Genomic DNA, 20,302 nt, shown 5'->3' with positions numbered 1-20,302 from the left:
GGACCGCGACACCCCCAGGTGAGCCTTTTTGGGAAGGATCGCGGCCGCCTTTTCCGTGCGTCCCTGAAATTCAAGGAGAACGTCATGAGCGAGATCGAAGTCGTGCAGAACCCGTTCGATACCGCACCCGCCGCTACCCGCGGCGGTGCCGATGGCGCGGGAGCCCGTGCCGTGCAGGCGCGCGAGAGCGCCGAGGTCATGGCGTTGGCGATGATGGCCAAGCGGTTTCCGCGCGATGTGATCCGCGCCACAGACCGCATCAGGAATTCCTTTACTCGGCAGACCCTGGCCGAGAAAGCTCAGTACCAGTACAGCCGTGGTGGCAGCGACGTGGTCGGCCCGAGCATTCGCGCCGCTGAAGCGATGGCCCAAAGCTGGGGTAACGTCAGCAGCGGGTGGCGCGAGATCGGCCGCTACGTCGGCCCTGACGGCGTGGGCGTGTCCGAGGTTGAAGCGTTTTGCGTTGACCACGAAACGAACAACCGCGAGGTCATCCAGTTCTTCGTGCGCCACTGGCGCGACACCAAGCACGGCGGCTACCGGCTCAAGGACGAGCGCGACATCTACGAGCTTTGCGCCAACCAGGCCGCGCGCCGCAAGCGGGCGTGCATCCTGGCGCAGATCCCGGGCGACGTGACGGAAATGGCGATGGAGCAGGCCAGCGCCACGCTGCGCGCCAAGGCTGACACCAGCCCTGAAGGCATCAAGCGGCTGCTGGACACTTTCGCCGGCGAGTTCGGCGTGACGAAGGAACAGATCGAGCGCCGCATCCAGCGCCGCATCGAGTCGATCCAGCCGGCGCAGGTGGTGGGCCTGAAACGCGTCTACGTCAGCCTGCGCGACGAGATGAGCACCGTGGCCGATTGGTTCGAGCCCGTCGAAGTGCCGCCGGCGGCCAACGACGCGCAGGGCGAGGGTGCTGGTGCTGGCGCTGCTGCCCCGGCTGCAAGTGCCACCGACAAGGCGAAGGCCGCGCTGCGCGCGCGCGCGAGGCCGCCAGCCGCGTCTGCTCCGGCCCCGGCTGCCGATGGCCAGGACGCCGCGGCTGCCACGCCGGCACCCACACCAGCACCTGCACCAGCGCGGCCGATGGCGCCGCCGCCGCAGGCTCGCCACGGCTTCGACGCCGACGCCTTTGCCGAGCAGATGCAGCGCGCGGCTGACAAGGGCGATGCCGACACGCTCGACGCCCTGGGCGAGCAGCTGCACGACGTGCTGGACGAGGACCTACGCGCCACGCTCAGCGACATGCATGAGCGGTTGCGAGCGGGACTGGACCAGCCGCAGCGCCAGCAGCAGCCCGCGGCTTCCGTACCGCAGCCACGCCGCCGCGCCGTGCCCTGACACGGGGCCGGCCGCCAAGGTTCAAGAGCCTTTCCAGGGTGATCAACAGCGGGGTGGGGCGCTTCTCCTCCCCCTATTTCCCATCCCGCGCAGTCTTCAGGCTGCCGCCCTTTTCCTTCTCGTCCGTCAGGAGGCGCAAATGTCCGCTCATACGCTTGTCAGTGGCCAGCGAGGGCCAAAGCTCAAGCCTTGCCTCGCCCCTGGCCGGCAACATGCCAGCAAAGGCGCTCGGGAATCATGGCCATCAGCACCACGACGATTTCCAGGGCGACGCAGCGGGCCGGGTGACTACTCCGCAGCGTCCGCTGAGCATCACAGCGCTGGAAGACAAGACCGTCCAGCGCGCAGTGGTGACGGTGCTCAATGCGATCTACGAGGAAGATTTCCTCGGGTTCTCATACGGGTTCCGGCCCGGGCGCAGCCAGCACGATGCCCTGGATGCCTTGGCCGTGGGTATCACGGCAAGGCGCGTGAACTGGGTGCTCGACGCTGACATCCGTAGCTTCTTCGACCAGATCGACCAGCAATGGTTGATCCGGTTTCTGGAGCATCGGATTGGTGACGAGCGCATCGTCCGCCTCGTGCGCAAGTGGCTCAAGGCGGGTGTCCTGGACGAAAGGGAATGGAGCGTCAGTGAGAAGGGGTCACCCCAAGGCGCGGTGATTTCACCGCTCCTTGCGAACGTCTACCTGCACTACGTCTTCGACCTCTGGGCGGAGCAATGGCGGCGGCGAGAGGCCAAGGGCAAGGTGATCTTCGTGCGCTATGCCGATGATCTGGTTGCCGGCTTCGAGCACGAGTTTGATGCTCGGCGTTTCTGGGACGCGATGCGGCAGCGGTTCGAGCAGTTCGGGCTCGAACTGCATGGGGAGAAGTCACGTCTGCTGGAGTTTGGCCGGTATGCGGCTGAACGCCGGCAGCGGCGTGGACTCGGGCGACCGCAGACCTTCCAGTTTCTGGGCTTTGTTTTCATCTGCGGCCGAGCGCGGCGCGGTGGCTTTCAGCTACAGCGGCGCAGTCGTGCCGACCGGATGCGGGCGAAGCTCCATGAGATCAAGGACCAGCTGCGAGCGCGCATGCACACGCCCCTGATGGAACAAGGACGGTGGCTGCAACGCGTCCTCTCAGGGTACTTCGCGTACCACGCCGTGCCGACCAACATGCGGTCGCTCATGGCATTCCGACATCAGGTCGCCAGGGCTTGGCGGCGCGTGCTCAGCAGGCGCAGTCAGAAGGCCAGGGTGAACTGGGATCGAATGAAGAGGATCACCGACGCATTTCTACCCACGTCGCGAATCCTTCATCCCTGGCCAGAGCAACGCTTCGCCGTCAAACACCCAAGGTGGGAGCCGAATGCCTAAATTGGGCACGTTCGGATCTGTGCGGGGGGTGCCCGGTAACGGGCATTCCTACCGCGATCAGTTCTTCAGCGGCATGTAATTAGGACATTTCAAGGCCAAGTGGTTGCTTTAGACAATTCACCCGCTGATATCAATCCGTGACTTTCCTGAAATTGATCCAAGAAATACTTTATTTTTAAGTTTTTGCCAGAAATTCTGTTGATAGCAAAAACCACAGCAAAATATAGCCAAAGCAACACCCTGCCAGATTTTAAGTCGTCACATTTCTTAGGAGTAAAAATGTGCACGCAACCTCTACTCTCATATTCGTCAAATTTTAACTCGCCACGAGGAAAAGTAAAAAACGCGCCGCCAAACCTATGGGCGAGGACAATTCCTTTATCTAATAATATGGTGTAATGAGGCAACAAATTTGGATTTTTGACAAACTGCTTTTCATACAAAGACTGTATTTTTAAAAGGCTACAGTCGTCTGTCTTTCCAAACAATAAAATACTTATCGGCACCTTGATTCCAGGCTCGTCTTGAGATTTTCTCTGTTCACCCCTATTTTTCATTTCAAGAAAAATTTTATTTATTTTCAAAACTTGATCAAATGCAGCGCTAAAATCATAGCAAGTGTTCTTTATCTCGAATACTGCGAGTGCGCATGTGAATGGGGCATATGTTGAGCCCTCTATCGACTTCAGTATTTCGTGCGACTCCTCCGCGTCTGTCACGATGCAGTCAATTTGTGGAGTGCAACTTACTTCGTCGTCAAAAAGATATCCCTGCATCACTCCGAAGATAGACGGCAGCCTAGAGTCAAGAATATTTCTGAATGCGGACTCAATAGAGGCCCCGGAATCTCTTATATTATATGAGCCGTGGAGCACAGCGCCTTTGTCCACTGCACCAAGCAGCTCCATTGCCTCCACTTGGAAAAGTCGCTCTAAATCAAGTTTTCCAAGAGCACTCGCATTATTGGTTGGAGATCCTCCAACAACAGTATTAAGTTTCAATTTTTTCTTATTTGCCATATAATCAAATTCTCCAAAACCTGGAAAAGGTTATTCCTCAACAAATTCATGCAGCCGCTCTAGTTAATTGGCTACTGCTTTCGTGCTAGAAGTTCTACGGAAAACTTCAACTTGTCCTCAGCAGAAGACGCCCCCCAAGTATCTTTGGCAAGCCAGTTCATAAAAGCGGTCTCTGCAATCTTGGTCTGCCGCGATTTGACACGCAAACGATCGTGCTCTTGTTGCTCGTTGTAGCGGCGGAGCAGTTCTTTTTTCTCGTCATCCTCAAGTTGAGCGAAATAGTCGCGAGCCTGCTCCCGCCGGTACTGGCTGAAAGCCTCATCAATGTCGAACTGCCTTTCAGCCTTGCGCTTGCCATTGTTTCCTGGCGCGGTGGCCGTTTCTGCCATATCGACAGGTGCACCGTAGCCCTGCTCCAGCGCCTTGCGGAAATAAGCTGCGGACTGCTCGATCTTCGGCTGAGACGGATCGGCAAGACGGCGCTCCGTATATTCCAGTGCACCGTTGAGGGCACGCAGGGGATGTGAAGAAGCTAGGCGCCGCGCTTCGGTACGCGGAAGTCCAAGCTGGATCATCCTGGCAACCGCTTTCTGGGCCGCCAGTTCTCCTTCTGGAACTCCGGTGTTCTTGCGTCGAACGGTGAAGTGAATCGCCGCGACACGCCGCCCCGCTGTCTTCTCGACCAGCGCAATCTCGTGGTCAGAGCACTCGTTGATCTCCTTGATCGCCTTGCTCAGCACGCGGAGCTTCATGAACTTGTACTGCTCCAGCGTCTTCTTCTCGCCCTGCTCGCCGAGCACGACGTCGCGAAATTGCTGCCATGGCATCGAAGGTGTATGCCCGATATTCTCGAAGCGCACGCAGAACTCCCATATGCACATGGCGGCGACGCTATTGAGCCGCCTCACGATGCTCATGTCGATAAGAGCGTAAATTTCCGGCCGGTGCAGTTCCTTGTAGATGTCGGTGCTGATCTTGAACCGGATGCAGCCATGGACGATGGCGATCGCCGGAAAAAGCACCTGCGTCTGCCAGCCAATGCGCTTGTTCTCGGGCGCCAAAAGATCCCACTCGAAGGCAATCTGCACCAGCGCCCGCGCCGCTTCCTTCAGGTATTGGGTGTTGGTGGAAGGAAAGTTGATTTCCTCCCGCAGAAGCCCAATGGGGATTTCCCACCAGCCATCCTGGTCCGGTGTGAACGTGACCGCGTGCTTGAGCCAAGCGTTGGCCAGCTTCTTCTGCACGAGGGTGAGCTGCTTGGTAGGCCGGCTATGGACGACATAGACAGTCTTGCGGAAAACGTCCTGCCCCGGGCGCGACTCCGCTGGCGTTCGGCCAACCGCGTCCGATGGTGTGACGTCCTCGCGCCCCTGTGCGGTCACGCTGCGCTCCTATGGTTTCAACTTCGCCGGTCAGTGTAACCGGCACACTGGGGCCCGCAGGGCAGGCTGTGTCATCGCTGCAACCATGCCCAACAAAAGCCGTTCCAAGGCTCCTTCGAGACAGGGCTGCCTGTTTTAGATTTAGAAAACCTTTTCGTTTTATACCTTTACGGTCCGAAAAGTCTTTGCGGATCAAGGACTTAGAGCATGCAAGGTTGCATAGAATGATTCTTCAGGTTGCAGGAAATGATTGTTTGGGGCTGTGGATATGAGTGGAAGGTGCGCGCTTTTGATTCTTTAGGTTTGTGGATATGAGTAGGCGCCAGCAGTGTCGACTCAGGAGTCCACATGGCCCTCGACAGCTTGGCTGTGACGCGCCGGGAGCGCACGTCGGCGCCGCATGAGCAGGCTGCGTGGCGTGCACGAATCAGCCGGAGCAGGACATTGCGGGTGTGGGCTTGGCGTGCTGTTCAGCTGCTAGGCTCCAAGAGGGGCGAAAGCCGCTGCTGAAGCCTGCAGTAGGTAATGTTCCAGGCCCGCCGATCAGCGATGAAGCACTGGACGGGCCATGTCGATGTGCTCCGTGCTCTGCACGGAATCAAAAGTTGCTACCTCGTTGCCCTCTCAAGCTGGCTAAGGTTGCAACGGTTGACTGTAAAGCAACCTTGATGAGCCAACGTCTTCACCACGCCAAGTCGCTGTTGAAGCCAAAGCGATCCCAACGATCAATAGTTGCAACCTTTGCGGCCCTTGGAGACACGGAAAGTAGCAGCGATCAGAAAACTGCAACCATAGAACGTGCCACAAGCTGGCCTGCAATCAGAAACTGCAACCTCCGACGTGCAGCGCGACGTGTTGCAGGGCTAGCTGGCCCGGTTGCTGGGCCTGATCGGTGCCGCCTACGCGCGCTCGCCCTGCACGGACCCGTTGAACTACTTGGCAGAGGACCACTGACCTCTGCGATCTGCCGTTGTGGAAGCCCCGCAGAGAATCATTTTTTGCAACCTTGACCAAACCAGGGCGGTTGAGGTGACGGTTTTTGATTCGCTGGACAGGGCACACGGTGCCGGTTCAACAGCAATCAGAACGTGTTACCTCAGCTTCCAGTGAAGGCCTGCGCGCTGCTGGTAGTGACACCCGCGGATCTCGTAGCGGCGATGCGTAGAAACGGATGCAGGTCGGGGGCTGTTCCTGACGAGTGCTTCAGAAGCGCATCGTGTCGAAGCCGCTGTCCGGACCCATTCGCCGCTTCAGGCGAATGCCGGCGGTGCAGTACTCGACCAGCCACGAGTACTCCCGTCAACGAGCAGCGCGGCCGCTGGGCTCCAGGCATTGGGGGATCCGGTACGCAGAAACAGATGCATTTGGTGCTTTGAGGCCGACGCCGGGTGCAGAGGCCCGGGCCGATGGTGGACGCTCGAGCCGGCACCGCTAGCGGCCAGACTGTCCGGCTTCCACTTTGGCCACCGGGGAGCGTGCGAGGCAAAGTGACGGTTTCTGTGCGGCAACGACGCTGTAGCCGCTCGTGCCGCGGCGGCATAGCTGCAGACGACCAGGCCGCAAACGGCCCCGAAACCTGTTCTCGCACAGGAACCATCACTTTGGGTTCGTGGTCTGCCGAACCACCTTTCAAGCAGCCACGCGCCAGAGCAGACGATGGCAAACGCGCTGTTGGCGACTTCCAGCCCAGTGTTTACAACATACCGGAGCCCACCCCGGACATTCTTGTGCCTCTCTGTTCCGGCCGCGCTGTTGAAAGCGGGGAGGGGAAGTCCGCCTTCCTGCCGAGCCACGGGCTCCTTCGAGGCTTGGCCCCTTTGAGGCAGGCCGAGGCCCAGCCGTGTCTCTCCTGCGCGCCGTGGCTGTGAGGGGCGTCAGGGCAAGACCGCTGGCCCGTTCAGCCTGGACCGTTTTCGCGGCCCTGGGCTTCGAGGTGGGGATAGGGGGAAAAGGGCGGGGCAGGAGGGGTGGAGCTGTTGAGTGGGAAGGGCTTGGGCTCGTAGTAGTTAGAGCAGCAGGGGGCTGTGGTAGTTTTAGGGTTGATTGTTTTCAGGTATGTTGCTTATGTCGAGCTCGTGACCAACTTGAGTTGTGCCACAGCGCTTCGCCTGACTTGCCCCAGCATCCCTCACTTCGCCGCACAGCCTTCTGCTGGGCGGTCGCTGTTTACCCTGGTGCAGATGGCACCCTGCACGGCCTCCAGATAGACGCCTGTCTCGCGATACATGAAGGTGAGGATGTCGCTCACCTGTTCCTGGAGCACGGCAATGGGCTTGTATTCTTCTCTTGCCCCCGCTTTCGGCAGTCCGGATGCCAAGGAGCGAAGCGCCTCAGCCACCCGCTGCATGCGAAGTTCGAGCGCCGGATGTGTGGCGGCTCGTCCAGGGTAGGCCACTGCGCCAGACTGCTTTGTCAGTACGTCGCATACGAAGACCTTGGCGTTCTTCGTCACCATCGCGGGCGGCGTTGGAAACTCGGTAGGGATGAAGCTCTTGTGAGGCTTTGCTTGGCTGATGAACTCCCGCTCCAGAACTGTCTTGCGCCAGGTGTTTGCCGCCAAGTTCAGTTGATCAGCACCCCAAAGGACAGAGCCCTGAGGTGAGAAGGTGAGCTCGCGATATGGTGGATCCGGCAGCAGCTTCGCCAGGACTCGAACGGCGTTACGGTCTGCCTCCTCTTCAGCCTTGGTCAACCCCGGCTCACAAGAATCGCGCAAAATCTGCAGTTTCACGCCGCGCGGTTGCTTCAAGTCGATGAATTCAACTCGGCCCGCGTACTCGCCCGGCCGTCGTTGCTTGATGTGCCAGAGTTCATGCGAAAGCAGATAGAGCAGAGATGGATTCGCAAGGCTTGGTCGCGTTCCTTGCTTACCAAATAGCTGCACTGCACTTGACGAGCACCGGACCTCCAACCTGTCGGAGGCTGCTACGCAGCCACCGCGGATGCTGTTGGTGTCAAGCTCATCGCCTTTCACCAATGCGGGCTCGTTGGCAATGCAACCATCTTTCCCAACTGCACTTTTTGACGCATCGGAAAGCACATACACGCCCAGGGTCCTGGGCGGAAGCTGCACCGAGCCGGGGTTGACTTGAACGTCGTCGATGGGCAACGGCGTGCCCAAGTCCGCGTAGGCCTTGAGTGCCATCCGAATGGTCCTTCCCGCCGCTGCGGCCCCTTCTGCATCGAGCCTGCATGAGGGCGGCGTCTGAGCGCCGGCCGAGGTGCCCGCCAGAAGTAATGACGCTACGATGGCAGGCCAACTGCGTAGCCGCATGGTCAGAGCCCCCGCCGGTCGACCAATACCTCGAATGCCACGTTTTCCCCGTTCGCCTTCTTCATCAGAGGCCACTTCCGAAACGCGTAGTCAATGAGCTCTTGTGATGCCTCCCGGGCCAGTTGAACCGCAATCTGGTATTGGTTCCGGTTCTGCAAATGGGCGACTTTGAGCATTCCACTGGTTGTGGTTGCCTTGTCCTTGGCCATGTCCTTATGTGACAGGGTGCCGTTTGGACATATCTGCGGGAAGCCCCAGAAAACAACACCGGAAACCAACGCCTTGCCTGGAGGCTTGCTGACCAATTCGGCGATGCGCTGTTTCCCCTCGGGCTTCCAAGGAGCGATCACCTCGATATCTGTCGACTTCTTGACCTGGGAGACGCTCAACTCGACGTAGTTGGTGTGCGCGTAGAAGTCTTGGACTCCGTGCAGGGTCTGTCCTAAGGCGAAAAATGCCTTTACCAGGGCAGCGTCTGCGGACGCCGCATCACCTTGCTCGTTGGCTACCTTCGCTGATTGAACATGGCTGTCGACTTCGGCAAGAAGACTTTCCATGTACCCGACGGCTTCGTTGAAAGCGCAGTTGTCAAAATGCGCTTTGGACTTGGACTGGTGGTAGGTGTCCTGCCAGTACAGCGCCTTGCGCAGTTCGCCGATGTACTTGTTCGACACCAGCCCTTGCAGGACCTCCTTGTGAGTGCTCGTGTCGAAGGGCTGGTCACAGTTGCCGCAGACGACAACTGGATTTACCGTTCGCAGGTCAGGAACCTCAATCGATGGTGGGGGAGGCTCCGAGGCATTAGAAGTCTGTCCCTGAGCACTGGTCAACGCCGCGACCAAGCAAGCTCCAACCCAAAAGGCAGTTTCAGGTTTCACCGTTCCTCCTCCTTGCGTTCAGCGGAGTATCAGCGCAGTGCAGCATCGATGTCTATCGACGGCGCGTTTTAAGGAAATCACATGCGTTTGCTCAGGATTGGCATAACACCCTTCCTGTCCGCTGGAGCACTCCTTGTCTCCTACGTGTGCCATGCGGACCCAGTGACGGAACGCGGTCTGCAGCATGCTGCGCAAGGGCATGCCACAGCCGAACGCGCCATCGCGACCGTATCGAAACTGGTACCGGACGGCGTGCCGCACCTCGTACCGGCCTGGAGCCCAATTGACGGCTCCTCGGGGGAGCGAGTCCCGGTCTATCTCGTTGAAGGTCGTCCAGGGAGCATCGTCACCCCAGCGTCAGTTCCCAGAGGATGTCGGTGTGTCTTCGTCAGCCCGTCTGTGCTGGACGAGTGGATTCTCAGGAACTCGACAGGACCGGGAAGGATGACGCTGGACACCGACCAGTTCCTTATCTTCATCCTCCTGCACGAAATCGGACACTTGAGGAAAGGAACTCCTGGCGCCGCGTTCCGCAATGGAGAAATGTCTCAGCTGAATGTCGAACCAAGCCGGGCAAAGGCGGCAGAAGAAGAGGCCGACGACTTCGCTGCGGAAGTGCTGAAGACACGCGCCAAACAAATGCCTGTGGGAGACGTCTCGCTTGCCGCCAACTGGGTCGTGATGGAACTGGGAAAGCTCAGCTGGAACATGCAGGCCTTCCGGACGCTTGATGAGTTCGGAGCTTTTGCCGTCGGCAAGCCGTCGGTTTACTTCGACAATGGCTACAGCCATCCCAACCTCGCTTGGCGAATCCTTCGCGTCGCGGACCTCATCCAAAACACCGAGTCGACTCGGTACCTTCTTAAAGCTTTCGAGGAAGCGCGGCGCCGAGGTACAAATCCTGCACCCCTCTACCATAAGTAATAAGCGCAGGCTAACTTTGTATGCAACCCGAGAATCCAGCAGAATTAAATAGTGCAATTTTATGCTGCCGTCCGCAGTGCGGAGATGGACATTTCTCGGATTGTTGAGGCGAAGTATCGGGCCCTCGCGGGTCGCCTGGATTAACCCACGCTGCGACTCTCGACGGTGCGAAACATTGCTGCATTGCCTACACTTTATCCATAACATCGACGACAACCAAACCTTATCTCCAGATTTATAAAAACTTGCTTAATGTTATTAGAATGCTCCAATCTGCACTACTGACTTTAGTCACGTGGCAAAAAACATTAGAAATATAGCATGAAAGAAAAGCGACTGGCAGCCTTGATGAACGGCAGGCATCGTTACGTCATCGTGCCGGCGATTTTCCAAATGTAGTGTGACCTGAAAATTGGACGATGCAAGGCCGCCTCGGCAATTAGGTCACCCGGTTTACCAGCAGCCGGTTACTGGCACGACGAGTGCACGCTGGTGTTTTGAAAAGGGGATCGGCATGCCAGCCAGCTTGCAAGCACCAACAAGTGGACATGGGCTCGGTTATCTTGCGACAGGCACTACATCCGTGGCATTGGTCTTGATGCTCATTGGCGCTGTACTTGATGTTCCTGGCGGTTGGGGCATTGAGGATTTCCTAGGGTGGATGGATCACCAAACGGGCGGAGCAGCGAATGCCATGCTCGGCTTGTGGGACCTGAGCCAGCGCACGGTCGCGGCACGGGCTTACCTTGGTCTCGACAGCCTATTGTTTGTTCCTTTTTATAGTGCACTGCTGCTGACCATCGCACTGAGACTAGCCGATGCGGTCGCTGGCGATGCCGCGCCTACCGTTCTAGCAGGCGAGCACGTATGCCTATGGGGACTAGCGTTACCAATACTGGCTCTCCTTCTGGTGGATCTTGGCGAGAACGCCTTCGGTCTGTACCGGATCGGATGGCCGGGCTCACAATTGGTTCAGCCGCCGGCAGCCGTCCACGATCTTGACCCCATCTCCTTGCCACACGCTTCGGAGCCGAGGTTAGCGCCGGCATTACTGGTGACGGTTTTGGCTGCACTGGTGCTCTACAAAGTCCAGGCTTTACGCAAAGTCGGATCGGTGCTGGGCATGCCTTGGCTGGCCGTTGGTTTCGTCCTCGCGTTAGTAGTCATCTTCAGTTTCGGGAAGTTCGCCGACACCTGCACTAAAGATGATGTAGTTGCCTCCTTGCCGTGGTGGCCGGACCGGTTAGGTTGTGGGAGCCACAGTGGAAAGCAATTTTTGATTAAGGTAATCTTTTTCATGTTGTCCGCTGGCGCGGTGATTTGGCTATTCGGCATACGTTTGGGAGCCGCCGCGACTCAAGCGCAACGCAGCGCACGCGACGCGCTGCGCACGGCCATTTGGGACATGCTCGCCCGCAGCCGCTATGTGTTGATTGCACTTGCAATGATGGCTGTACTTTCGGTTGGCATGGATCAAGGGCGAGATGTCGTATACGCCATTGCTTCAACACCGCTACGCATGGGCGCTATTGAGGGGCCGCAAAGGCCGAATAACTTGCTGCTCTTGGCGGGGATGCTGTTTGCCTTATTCGCATGCGGCATCGCAGTGTGGCTGATGGTATTCAGTTCCTGGTTATGGACACGTAGCGTTTGCCAAATTCAACACGTGGGCACTTTACCGATACAGAAAGGCACCTCAAGCCGAGCCGAGGATTTATTTGCTAAACAGTGGGCGCGATTGCTGGGCTTCATGCCAGCATTCTTAGTAGCCGTTCTGTGTGCCGGTGTCATCCACGATATCATGTCGGCACATGGCAGTGGCGTTGCGCGGGAATGGATAGTTCCAACACTGGTTGCACTATTGCTAGGCTTGACCTCGGTTGCGCTCGGGATACTTTTCCTTTGGAACCGCGGCGCAGCAAGCGAAACCTACTACTACAACTGCCTAACTTGGAGAGACTGGGGCATCCAGGCGGGCTTCTGGCGTAATTCCTCAAAAAAGCACGGCGAGGCAACCAGGGCTCATAAACTCCACTTTTTCGGCAAAGTAACGCCTTATTCCCTGCCTCTACTGCTGACCTTGGTAATGCTGCTGTTACGCACGATCGATGCGTTACCGCCTGGCATTCCCGATGCTACGGATTACGTGCCGAGCTTGAGTCTCGCTGTGATTCTGTGTGCTATTGCGCTGTGGCTATGCTTCTTTGGTTGGTTATCAATTGCAGAAGTTTCACGCTCAATACCCTGGGTCGGCATTCTTATCTTGATCATAGGCTTCCTAGGTGCAAAGGGCTGGACCGCCAATCACCAAGTATGGCCTGCCATTGGTCCGACCGGCGCCAATCCATTGGGAAGTCTGCAGATGCTGCTGTTTTCAACGTTTCTAGCAGCCGTTCTTCTCCTCGGGTACTGGTGGGCAATGACAATGATGCGTCAAAGCGCTACTGGCCAGCCCAATGTGCGGAAAAGGAATGGAGTTCAGTCTCTTGTGCGCCTGACACTGCCACCTCTAGGCCTGCTCGGTCTAGTGACACTGACGCTGTGGGGCGGTGATCGTTGGGCCAGTAACCGACAGCCGCTGGATAAAAAGCACGTCGCTGCGGACCCACGCCAGACACTTGACGTTTCGCTGGTCAACTGGCTCGAGGCACTGTGTCAAGCTAAAGAAAAAGGAGATCCTTGCACCTCAAGCAGCTTAGTCAAGGCTGATGGCACCTTGCCTGTGTATTTTGTTTCCACAGAGGGAGGTGGAATACGCGCAGCAGCTTGGACCGCTCTCGTGCTGCAGCGCTTTGCAGCTCAAGACCCGGATTTCTTGCGGCGCACCTTCTCAATATCAGGTGTGTCGGGCGGCGCAGTTGGCGCAGCAGTATTGAGAGCGTGCACGGAGAATGGTCAAATCCAAAAATCCTGTGTACTTAAATTCGCACGTACTGACCTACTGACGCCCTTGCTGTCGGCTTGGCTGTTCGAGGATGCCCTTGCGCGCGTATTACCTACGCGCTGGTGCGATACGCCTGGCTGCGGCTTTCTGTCCCGCGGAGCTTGGTTTGAGCAAGTCATAGAGGGCGGAACTGCTGGAATGCGCCGTGGGCTAGCTGAATCTAGAGCCGAAGGCCAGCACGTACCTTTTCTTCTGCTCAATGCGACTTGGGTAGAGTCAGGTGAACGCGCGATCGCCAGTGACCTCATTATTGATTCACGTCAATTTCGGGGTGCAAAAGACCAACTCGGCATTACAGGGCACGACCTCGCACTGGACGCCGCAGCTCACAACGCGGCACGCTTCCCGTACGTTAATGCTATAGGCGCTCTTATGGCTACTGAGGAGGCTTGCAGGGATCGAGCCGACGAACGTGCCCCTGGCGCAGCGATGGCGGCAGGCACCAACCAGAATGCCTCCAAACCGACGAAGCCGCTGAAAACCTGCGGCCATTTGGCCGATGGCGGCTACTTCGACAATAGCGGGGCACAAAGTACTATCGACGTGCTGCATGCATTTCAACGCTGTCTGCTTGTTATGCCAGGGGACTTGGATGCCAAGCTATATGAGCGCTGCGCCAAGATGGACAAAGGGCAGAGACAATGGTTACGGGATCGTCTAGTTCCGCAGGTGCTAATGGTGCGCAACGGCGCGGCGCCGCCCCCTTTACAGAAGGATGCATGCCCGGTGTTCTCTAACCGTCCACCTGATGCCGCAGGCATAGCAGGTGGCTCGCAAGCATCGTGTCCGACGGATGCGCGTGACATGAGTTACCGCCCTGAGCGACCAATATGCTCCCGCAGTACGGACCTGTTTATGGACTTTATCGGTCCAGGCTTGGCAGTACTAAATGTCAGTGGAATCGGTGCTAACGGCATTCTGGCTGAAGCTCGCCAAGTGCATGCGGTGCAGACACTACGCATGGCGATAGGCCATGTCCGGCCGTCGCTTCCTCCCGTGCGGGTACTCAATCTTGTGGCAGACGGTATCCGCTATCCGTTGGGATGGCACCTTTCGCCGTTGGCAATTGAAGGCATGGAAAAACAAGCCAGGCGTTGTGCAGAAGTTAAGTCGGAGGAGTTAGCGGTACAGGGTAGTGTTGCTCCAGGAGGTGCTGTGCCCAGCCCCCCAAACGCCGTTCAGCAGGAGAGGGTAGCTCCCATTGCAGATCCCTTGGTTCGGTCGAGATAAGGAGCTAAGGGCCAGCTCTTTCCAGGTCTTCAGGAAACGGCCAGTTAAGCCTGCGGGTCACCTGTAAATTCAGATCCAGCGATCAGGGCTTTCAAGGTGCTCAAAAGCCCCTATACAAATCAACAACTTAGAGAGCACCAAAGCAGGCTACTGAGCGTACTCCGGTTGCGGGACGAAAGAAGAGCCCATATGAATCAAGCACTTGGTTGCACCAACTTTTCACCACCTTGAAAGTCTTGGATCCAGCGATGCTGAAGGAAGTGCTTGCACGGTTTGGGCAGCGGAAAGCCACGAGTGTGATGGCGCGAGTAGCGCTGGAGCGGGCGATCGAGCCGGCGTGGGTCGATTAGGTGTTCAAGAGCCACAGGCAGCAGCAATATCCACGTGAGTTGCTGTTGTCGACGGTGGTGGAATCTGCGGAGACCCACGTGCCGCAGACTTCCACGGTTCACCGGCGGTACAGAGCAGCTCCGAACACCACCAAAGGCATAGCAGCAGCACCTTGGCGAAATTATTCGTGCTAGAGGACAAGTAATGTCACCGCTGCGCCACTAGAGGCAAGCCCTTCTGCTCTTGGTTCAGGCGTCTATACCATCTGCCAACTCAGGACGCGGTCATTTCGGCGGACGAGACGCAGGCGCAGGCATGTTCCCACCCATTTGGGCCCGCTCCAAATTACGGCGAGTACGGCGCCAATTTTCGCACGATGCAGACGATGGATCATCATGGCACCATGGCAACCTAAACGGATCTTTTACTCCCCGTTGCCTAGCTTCCTCGAAACTCTTCAACAGGTGCTTTGTATAACCGGACTGCCAAATGAGGTGGGTACTTCGAAAAATTCTCCAAGCCAAGTTCGGATGGCTCAGATTCTGGTCGAAGTACGCTTCAGGACTTCCCAACGCGTATGTCCAAAAGTCGCCGACTGTGCGGTTCGCCAAATGCTGACTGAGGCTCAAGAGCTCGCCCGCAATCAACTCCGCTTCATTGTAATTACGACCACGCGTCTCTCGTGCCCAGTACCGGACCAACTCCGCGGCGAACTGATCTGCCTCCTCCTCCCGCGCCTTGGCCAAGCTTGGTTCAATGTTCAATTGAAACAAACTACCATTGGTAAACTCGGCTCCAGCCGTACGCTTCATCAAGTGCCCGACCTCGTGCATGAGCATGAAGCTTAGGATGTACATCGGCTCCGGTTTCTGCAGGCCTGCGGCTGAGTGGACAGAAAGCCAGACATTAAGGGCCGGCAAGTTAACAAACACGCACCAGCAGTTAACCGGCACCGCCGCAGGCGTTGACAGCGCCCCGGGTCGGCTTTCGACCAGATAAACCGGAGCGGCGTCTCCGTCCGCCTTCGCCCAGGACACCCTCAGCCGTGGCCCGTGGCCGTGCGTCAACAAGTTTGAGGATGCGACTGCGCCCTCCAAAACCGAACGTCCAACCTTGCTGTGCTGCAGCCCCCGTGACAGCACGGGGTCTTTCGGTTCCACGGCCATGCCATATTGCGAACTGAAAAGCGCCAAGCTCAACGCAATCTTCCACAACTGCAATAAGCCGCATCGGTTCGTTGAAGACATGTGTCACCTTGCCGCTCTATCGAACCAATGGTGCGGCATCATTGCCCATGGCACAAGGGATGGTCCACGGCATGCAGAAATGCACGGCCGTTTTCGCCACCATTGTGGTTTTGCTCTGTCAGCATGGGCGTTGCCGCTGACCCTACCATGATTGCTTGCGTGGGATCCAAACGCCGGAATTGGATCAGCGCCACGGGCCGGGAAACGCGGACACCCGGTTCCTCGGGGAAGGAAAGAATTGGCGATTCCCAATGGCACTTGCCATAGCCGGCGGAATTCGACGGAGATGGTCGGGTTGGCGCGCGTCGTCCGTACGCGGGCTGAGCATTCGCGCGACAGTCCCGATTGCTCGATGCGGGCCTTAGCAACTGGGTCGCCCCCCGCGTCACAATACCATCTGTCGCCTCCATAGAACCAAGAAACCAGGTGGCGTCGAAAGAAGTGACCAGTGGCTCGCCTTGGTCAGCAGTCATGATTGTCTCGGGGTTGGGGGTAGGCATGTAACATCAATTATGTAGCACGTTGCCCATAATTCAAGGTGATTTAAAGTTTCTCTCTGAAGTCCATCCATAGCTAATGCAAGAACGACATACCTTGCTCGTCTGATCGCGAGGCGGCGTAATTAACCTTACGCGCAACGCATATTCAGCCTTACACGTCGGCCTTTGTGTCACGGGTGGAAGGCGTTGAGCAGGCACACCAGATCAAGGAGTTCCTGAGTCCGAAACGAGGCTCGACCGGCTGCCACGACATTGGACGGGTCCTCGGTGACCAAATCCGTCCAAGCTGCGGGGATGGAATGCAAATGGTCCGCACCGTCTCGGAAGACAGCTCTGTCGTGGTGCCAGTTCAGGCCGCGCAAGACGAAGTCGAATTCCTGGCCAAACAGCGGGTGGAACGGATGGGTCACCCGAAAAGGTCGTCGCTCGATGGGCCCAACAGGCGCAGTTGACTGCTCGCTCCAATCCATATTCGGAGGCCTTGTTCCGGGCTGCAAAATACCGCCCGGAGTTCCCCACCAAGGGCTTCGTTGATACTGCACACGCTCGCGCCTGGGCGGCTGACTTCGTGCGTTGGTACAACACCGCGCACTTCCACAGCGGCATCCGTTACGTCAGCCCGGCAGACCGCCATGCTGGCCGTGACCACGCGATCCTGGCCGCACGCCACGCCGTCTACACCGCGGCACGTGAGCGCCATCCATCACGCTGGCCGGGCGCGACTCGAAACTGGACGCCCATCAGGAATTGTGACGCGGGGGGTAGAGGCGCGGCATCGGGCCGGTATTCGGCTCCGTCACGGACTTCGCCTACGCGTGCTGGGTACGCACACACTTCAACCCACTAACGCTACATGCTATGCATTGAAGCTTTTTCCATAGCGCCACGCGTTAACGTTCCGTTTCAAGCGCGCTCTTCAACGCTACAATCTCAGGCAGCTTAGATTTCAACCGATCCTGGGGGCGACCTAAAATGAGAAAGAAATTCGTAGTTGCAGCATACAGTATGTGCATACTGTCTGCGTGCCAGCAACAGAACAGCGCCTCGACTGCGCAAACACCAATTTTTTCAGGTGTCGCAGCAATCAAAGCGGCGACATTCGAGGTGCGCGACTTCAATACACATACCGCATCTGAATCATACGGCGATGTCGTAACTGGACGAGGGGTGTTATATGCGAAAGATGATGCTATTCGCTCCGGAAACTATATGGTGTGGATCTCTGCTAAAGAATCTCATAGCAGCGGGAAAGACTTTACCGATCTAGTTGATATGCGCGATGGAATTGGTTCCATCGAAACCTATGATTACATTTCCAGTGCTGAACGGAAGGTCGTGCCTGAAGTTGGTTATACGGACTGGAGTATAAAAGGATGGCTGCGTCTCAACGAAGGATTTTTGATTTCTGAAGGTTCGCAGTCCGCAGTTGCCGCGGCAAAAGAGCAGCCGGAAGCGTTCGAACTCAGGGATTTTGTAGTTACTGGTGACGACTCCAAATATGTCCAAACATACAAAGGTCGTGGCAATTTGATTGCAAAATCAGATGCAATGAAGATTGGAAACTATATAGTCTGGCTCGCAGCCAAGAAAGCGCACAAGAACAATGAAAAACAAATTGTTCCAGTCCATATGCGGGATGGTCTTGGCAACGTAGAGACATCTGACACGACTTTCAGGTCGGACGGTGGTGTTGCCGCCAAATACGTAGACTGGCGCGTCTTTGGCTATTCTAAATGTTCAAGCAGCCAAATTGTTCTGGAAGGGAAGGATGATCAATCGGCCACCGAAAAAACACCGAAAATAGAATTGCGAGATTTCTCCGTCGAGCAGTCTCGTAGCGGAAGCGGCAGCGGTATTTTAATTAAGAGCCACATTATCGCTGCCGCTCGGAGTGAAACATTGAAATCTGGCAACTATGCGGTATGGTTAAAGGCAAAAGCTTTACACGGCGATGACCAGGAAAAAAACACTTTTTTTATTTTGCGCGAGGGAATTGGTCTTATTCAAGATAGCAGCTATATATCGGACGAAAGCCGTAAGACCAAGAGATTTGGATTCTCTGATTGGAGCATCCCTTGTATGATTCCGCTTAATAAAGGCGCAATCCAATTTGGAAATAGTGGAGCCAACCAATCCGCGCCCGCAGGTTAGACATAATAAGATTGATGTGTTAAAGGATAAATTAAGCACAATCAAAGCATAATCAGCCCCCGGCCTCCCGCGGCAGGGGGCTATTTTTGTAGGACTTACGCAGCAAGCACTATCCGCATCGCCGGGCTGTGTAGCTCGGCTCGTAGATAGTCGGGCCTGCAGAACGCTGTAAGTCCGCGCTACCATCGACTTTTCAGGGTATGCGGCAGTAATTGGAACTGCCAGAATTCACCTTATCGGTATTCGATCCCTGGGAGTTTTGGAGGCCGCTTGATGAGCACCGACGACTTCTTCCGCGCCCGGCTGGAGACCATGATCGACATGCGCCACCCGCTGGCCGTGCTGGCCACGCGCATGCCGTGGAAGGAGATCGAAGCCGCGTTGGCGCCGGTGCTCGCGCACAAGGACTGCGCGGGCCGCGGCATCGAAGGCGCTGACCTTTTCGACCCGACGCTGGCCGTGGCCGGCGCGGGCGTGAGCCATGCCGGACGGCCGCGGCTGCCCATCCGGCTCATGGTCTCGCTGCTGTACCTCAAGCACGCCTACAACGAGAGCAATGGGATGGACGCCCCCACCCGTAACGGCATCGACGTGCCAAAGTGGAAGCGTTGATTCAGCCACTTGAACCGAGAGGGGCGTCCACCATGAAGGTTACGACAGTCGGCATCGACCTGGCGAAGAACGTGTTTCAGGTACATGGCGTGAACGAGCACGGCAAGGCTGTTTTGAAGAAGCAGCTCAAGCGCCGCCAAGTTGCCGAGTATTTCGCCAATATGGAGCCTTGTCTGATCGGCATGGAGGCCTGTGGCAGCGCCCACCATTGGGCACGCAAGCTCCAAGCATTGGGCCATACGGTAAAGCTGATGGCTCCTCAGTTCGTCAAGCCTTACGTGAAGACGAACAAGAACGATGCAGCCGATGCTGAGGCGATCTGCGAGGCTGTCGCGCGGCCCAACATGAGATTTGTGCCCATCAAAAATGTAGAGCAGCAGGCAGTTCTGGCCTTGCACCGTGCTCGCCAGGGGTTTATCAAAGCCCGCACAGCTCAGGCCAACCAAATTCGAGGCTTGTTGGCCGAGTTCGGGCTTATTATTCCGCAGGGAATGGCGCACCTCACCCTGCGTGTGCCTGAGTTGATCGAAGATGCAACAAACGAACTGCCAGGAGCATTCCGGCATCTAATGCAGCGGTTATTGGACCACCTAAAGGAACTTGACCGCCAAGTCGGCGAGATCGAAGGCCAAATTGCGGCTTGGCATCGCAATAACGCGTTGAGTCGCAAACTGGCAGCGGTTCCCGGCATCGGAGCTGTAACTGCTAGTGCATTAGTGGCCGCAGTGGGCGATGCGAAGAATTTCTCAAATGGCCGTCAGTTTGCCGCTTGGTTAGGCTTGGTGCCACGCCAGAATTCCAGCGGCGGCAAGAATGTGCTGCTGGGTATCAGTAAAGCGTGGCGACGCGTACCTGCGCACGCTACTGATCCACGGTGCGCGCGCCATTCTCTCTGCCTCCTTACGCAGAAAGGAGCAGGTGGAGAACTGGCTCACCAAATTGCTTGCGCGGCGCCACGCCAACGTCGCGGCCGTTGCGCTGGCCAACAAGAATGCACGTGTAGTGTGGGCGCTATTGGCTCAAGACCGCGAATACCAACCCGGCTACTCAGCAGGCTGCCCAACTGCATAGTGCAGTTGGACCGGAGACGTTTAAAACCTCACAAC

At 57.1% G+C, this 20,302-nt stretch carries 11 protein-coding genes and 4 pseudogenes; 9 read left to right on the top strand and 6 right to left on the bottom strand.

The features are described from left to right. The first annotated feature begins 84 nt into the window (after window positions 1-84). Window positions 85-1,344 carry a hypothetical protein gene (locus tag H537_RS54915; protein WP_051242432.1) on the top strand — a complete coding sequence of 420 codons (1,260 nt, stop codon included), beginning with the start codon at window positions 85-87 and terminating at the stop codon, window positions 1,342-1,344. A 212-nt stretch (window positions 1,345-1,556) separates the two neighbouring features. Beyond that, window positions 1,557-2,705 carry a reverse transcriptase domain-containing protein gene (locus H537_RS42510; protein ID WP_084150618.1) on the top strand — a complete coding sequence of 383 codons (1,149 nt, stop codon included), beginning with the start codon at window positions 1,557-1,559 and terminating at the stop codon, window positions 2,703-2,705. Window positions 2,706-2,794: 89 nt separating this feature from the next. Here the strand turns inward: H537_RS42510 and H537_RS52645 are convergent, their stop codons facing one another. The 4 genes from H537_RS52645 to H537_RS42505 all read right to left on the bottom strand — a co-directional run bounded on the left by H537_RS52645 (window position 2,795) and on the right by H537_RS42505 (window position 9,258). Further along, entirely contained in the window at window positions 2,795-3,724 is a 930-nt protein-coding gene (locus H537_RS52645; RefSeq protein ID WP_156901633.1) for a DUF6602 domain-containing protein, read from the bottom strand. A 71-nt stretch (window positions 3,725-3,795) separates the two neighbouring features. Further along, entirely contained in the window at window positions 3,796-5,106 is a 1,311-nt protein-coding gene (locus H537_RS0112045; protein ID WP_028998133.1) for a replication initiation protein, read from the bottom strand. Window positions 5,107-7,234: 2,128 nt separating this feature from the next. After that, window positions 7,235-8,251, bottom strand: a complete 1,017-nt coding sequence (locus tag H537_RS52640; RefSeq protein WP_156901632.1) for a hypothetical protein — start codon at window positions 8,249-8,251, stop codon at window positions 7,235-7,237. Window positions 8,252-8,382: 131 nt separating this feature from the next. After that, window positions 8,383-9,258: an HET-C-related protein gene (locus tag H537_RS42505; protein ID WP_156901631.1), complete on the bottom strand. Its 876-nt coding sequence runs from the start codon at window positions 9,256-9,258 to the stop codon at window positions 8,383-8,385. Window positions 9,259-9,702: 444 nt separating this feature from the next. Between H537_RS42505 and H537_RS49095 the strand changes: the two genes are divergently transcribed. The 3 genes and pseudogenes from H537_RS49095 to H537_RS57025 form a co-directional block, all read left to right on the top strand. After that, complete coding sequence (locus tag H537_RS49095) at window positions 9,703-10,182, top strand: ImmA/IrrE family metallo-endopeptidase (protein ID WP_051242426.1); 480 nt, start codon at window positions 9,703-9,705, stop codon at window positions 10,180-10,182. Between the two features lie 583 nt (window positions 10,183-10,765). After that, entirely contained in the window at window positions 10,766-14,356 is a 3,591-nt protein-coding gene (locus H537_RS52635) for a hypothetical protein (RefSeq protein ID WP_156901630.1), read from the top strand. A 248-nt stretch (window positions 14,357-14,604) separates the two neighbouring features. Then, a pseudogene (locus H537_RS57025) lies at window positions 14,605-14,769 on the top strand (IS4 family transposase); the annotation flags it as partial. Window positions 14,770-14,970: 201 nt separating this feature from the next. On the opposite strand, the gene H537_RS52630 reads toward H537_RS57025, so the two are convergent. Both H537_RS52630 and H537_RS49090 read right to left on the bottom strand, forming a co-directional pair. After that, window positions 14,971-15,933, bottom strand: coding sequence for a hypothetical protein (locus tag H537_RS52630; protein WP_156901629.1), 963 nt, complete (start codon window positions 15,931-15,933; stop codon window positions 14,971-14,973). Window positions 15,934-16,603: 670 nt separating this feature from the next. Then, entirely contained in the window at window positions 16,604-16,843 is a 240-nt protein-coding gene (locus H537_RS49090; RefSeq protein ID WP_211234999.1) for a DUF5372 family protein, read from the bottom strand. Window positions 16,844-16,896: 53 nt separating this feature from the next. Here H537_RS49090 and H537_RS50935 point away from each other — a divergent pair. The 4 genes and pseudogenes from H537_RS50935 to H537_RS50930 all read left to right on the top strand — a co-directional run. Continuing rightward, window positions 16,897-17,175 (top strand): annotated as a pseudogene (locus H537_RS50935) (integrase core domain-containing protein); the annotation flags it as partial. 230 nt (window positions 17,176-17,405) lie between these two features. Next, complete coding sequence (locus H537_RS52625; protein ID WP_156901628.1) at window positions 17,406-18,584, top strand: hypothetical protein; 1,179 nt, start codon at window positions 17,406-17,408, stop codon at window positions 18,582-18,584. Window positions 18,585-18,857: 273 nt separating this feature from the next. Further along, window positions 18,858-19,142: pseudogene (locus H537_RS42495) on the top strand (IS5/IS1182 family transposase); the annotation flags it as partial. Between the two features lie 86 nt (window positions 19,143-19,228). Next, window positions 19,229-20,267 (top strand): annotated as a pseudogene (locus tag H537_RS50930) (IS110 family RNA-guided transposase). Window positions 20,268-20,302 lie beyond the last annotated feature (35 nt).

Source organism: Azohydromonas australica DSM 1124, assembly GCF_000430725.1.
GTDB lineage: Bacteria > Pseudomonadota > Gammaproteobacteria > Burkholderiales > Burkholderiaceae_C > Azohydromonas > Azohydromonas australica.
The sequence above is the reverse complement of the archived record's forward strand: the minus strand, read 5'-3'. Positions and strand labels throughout refer to the sequence as shown.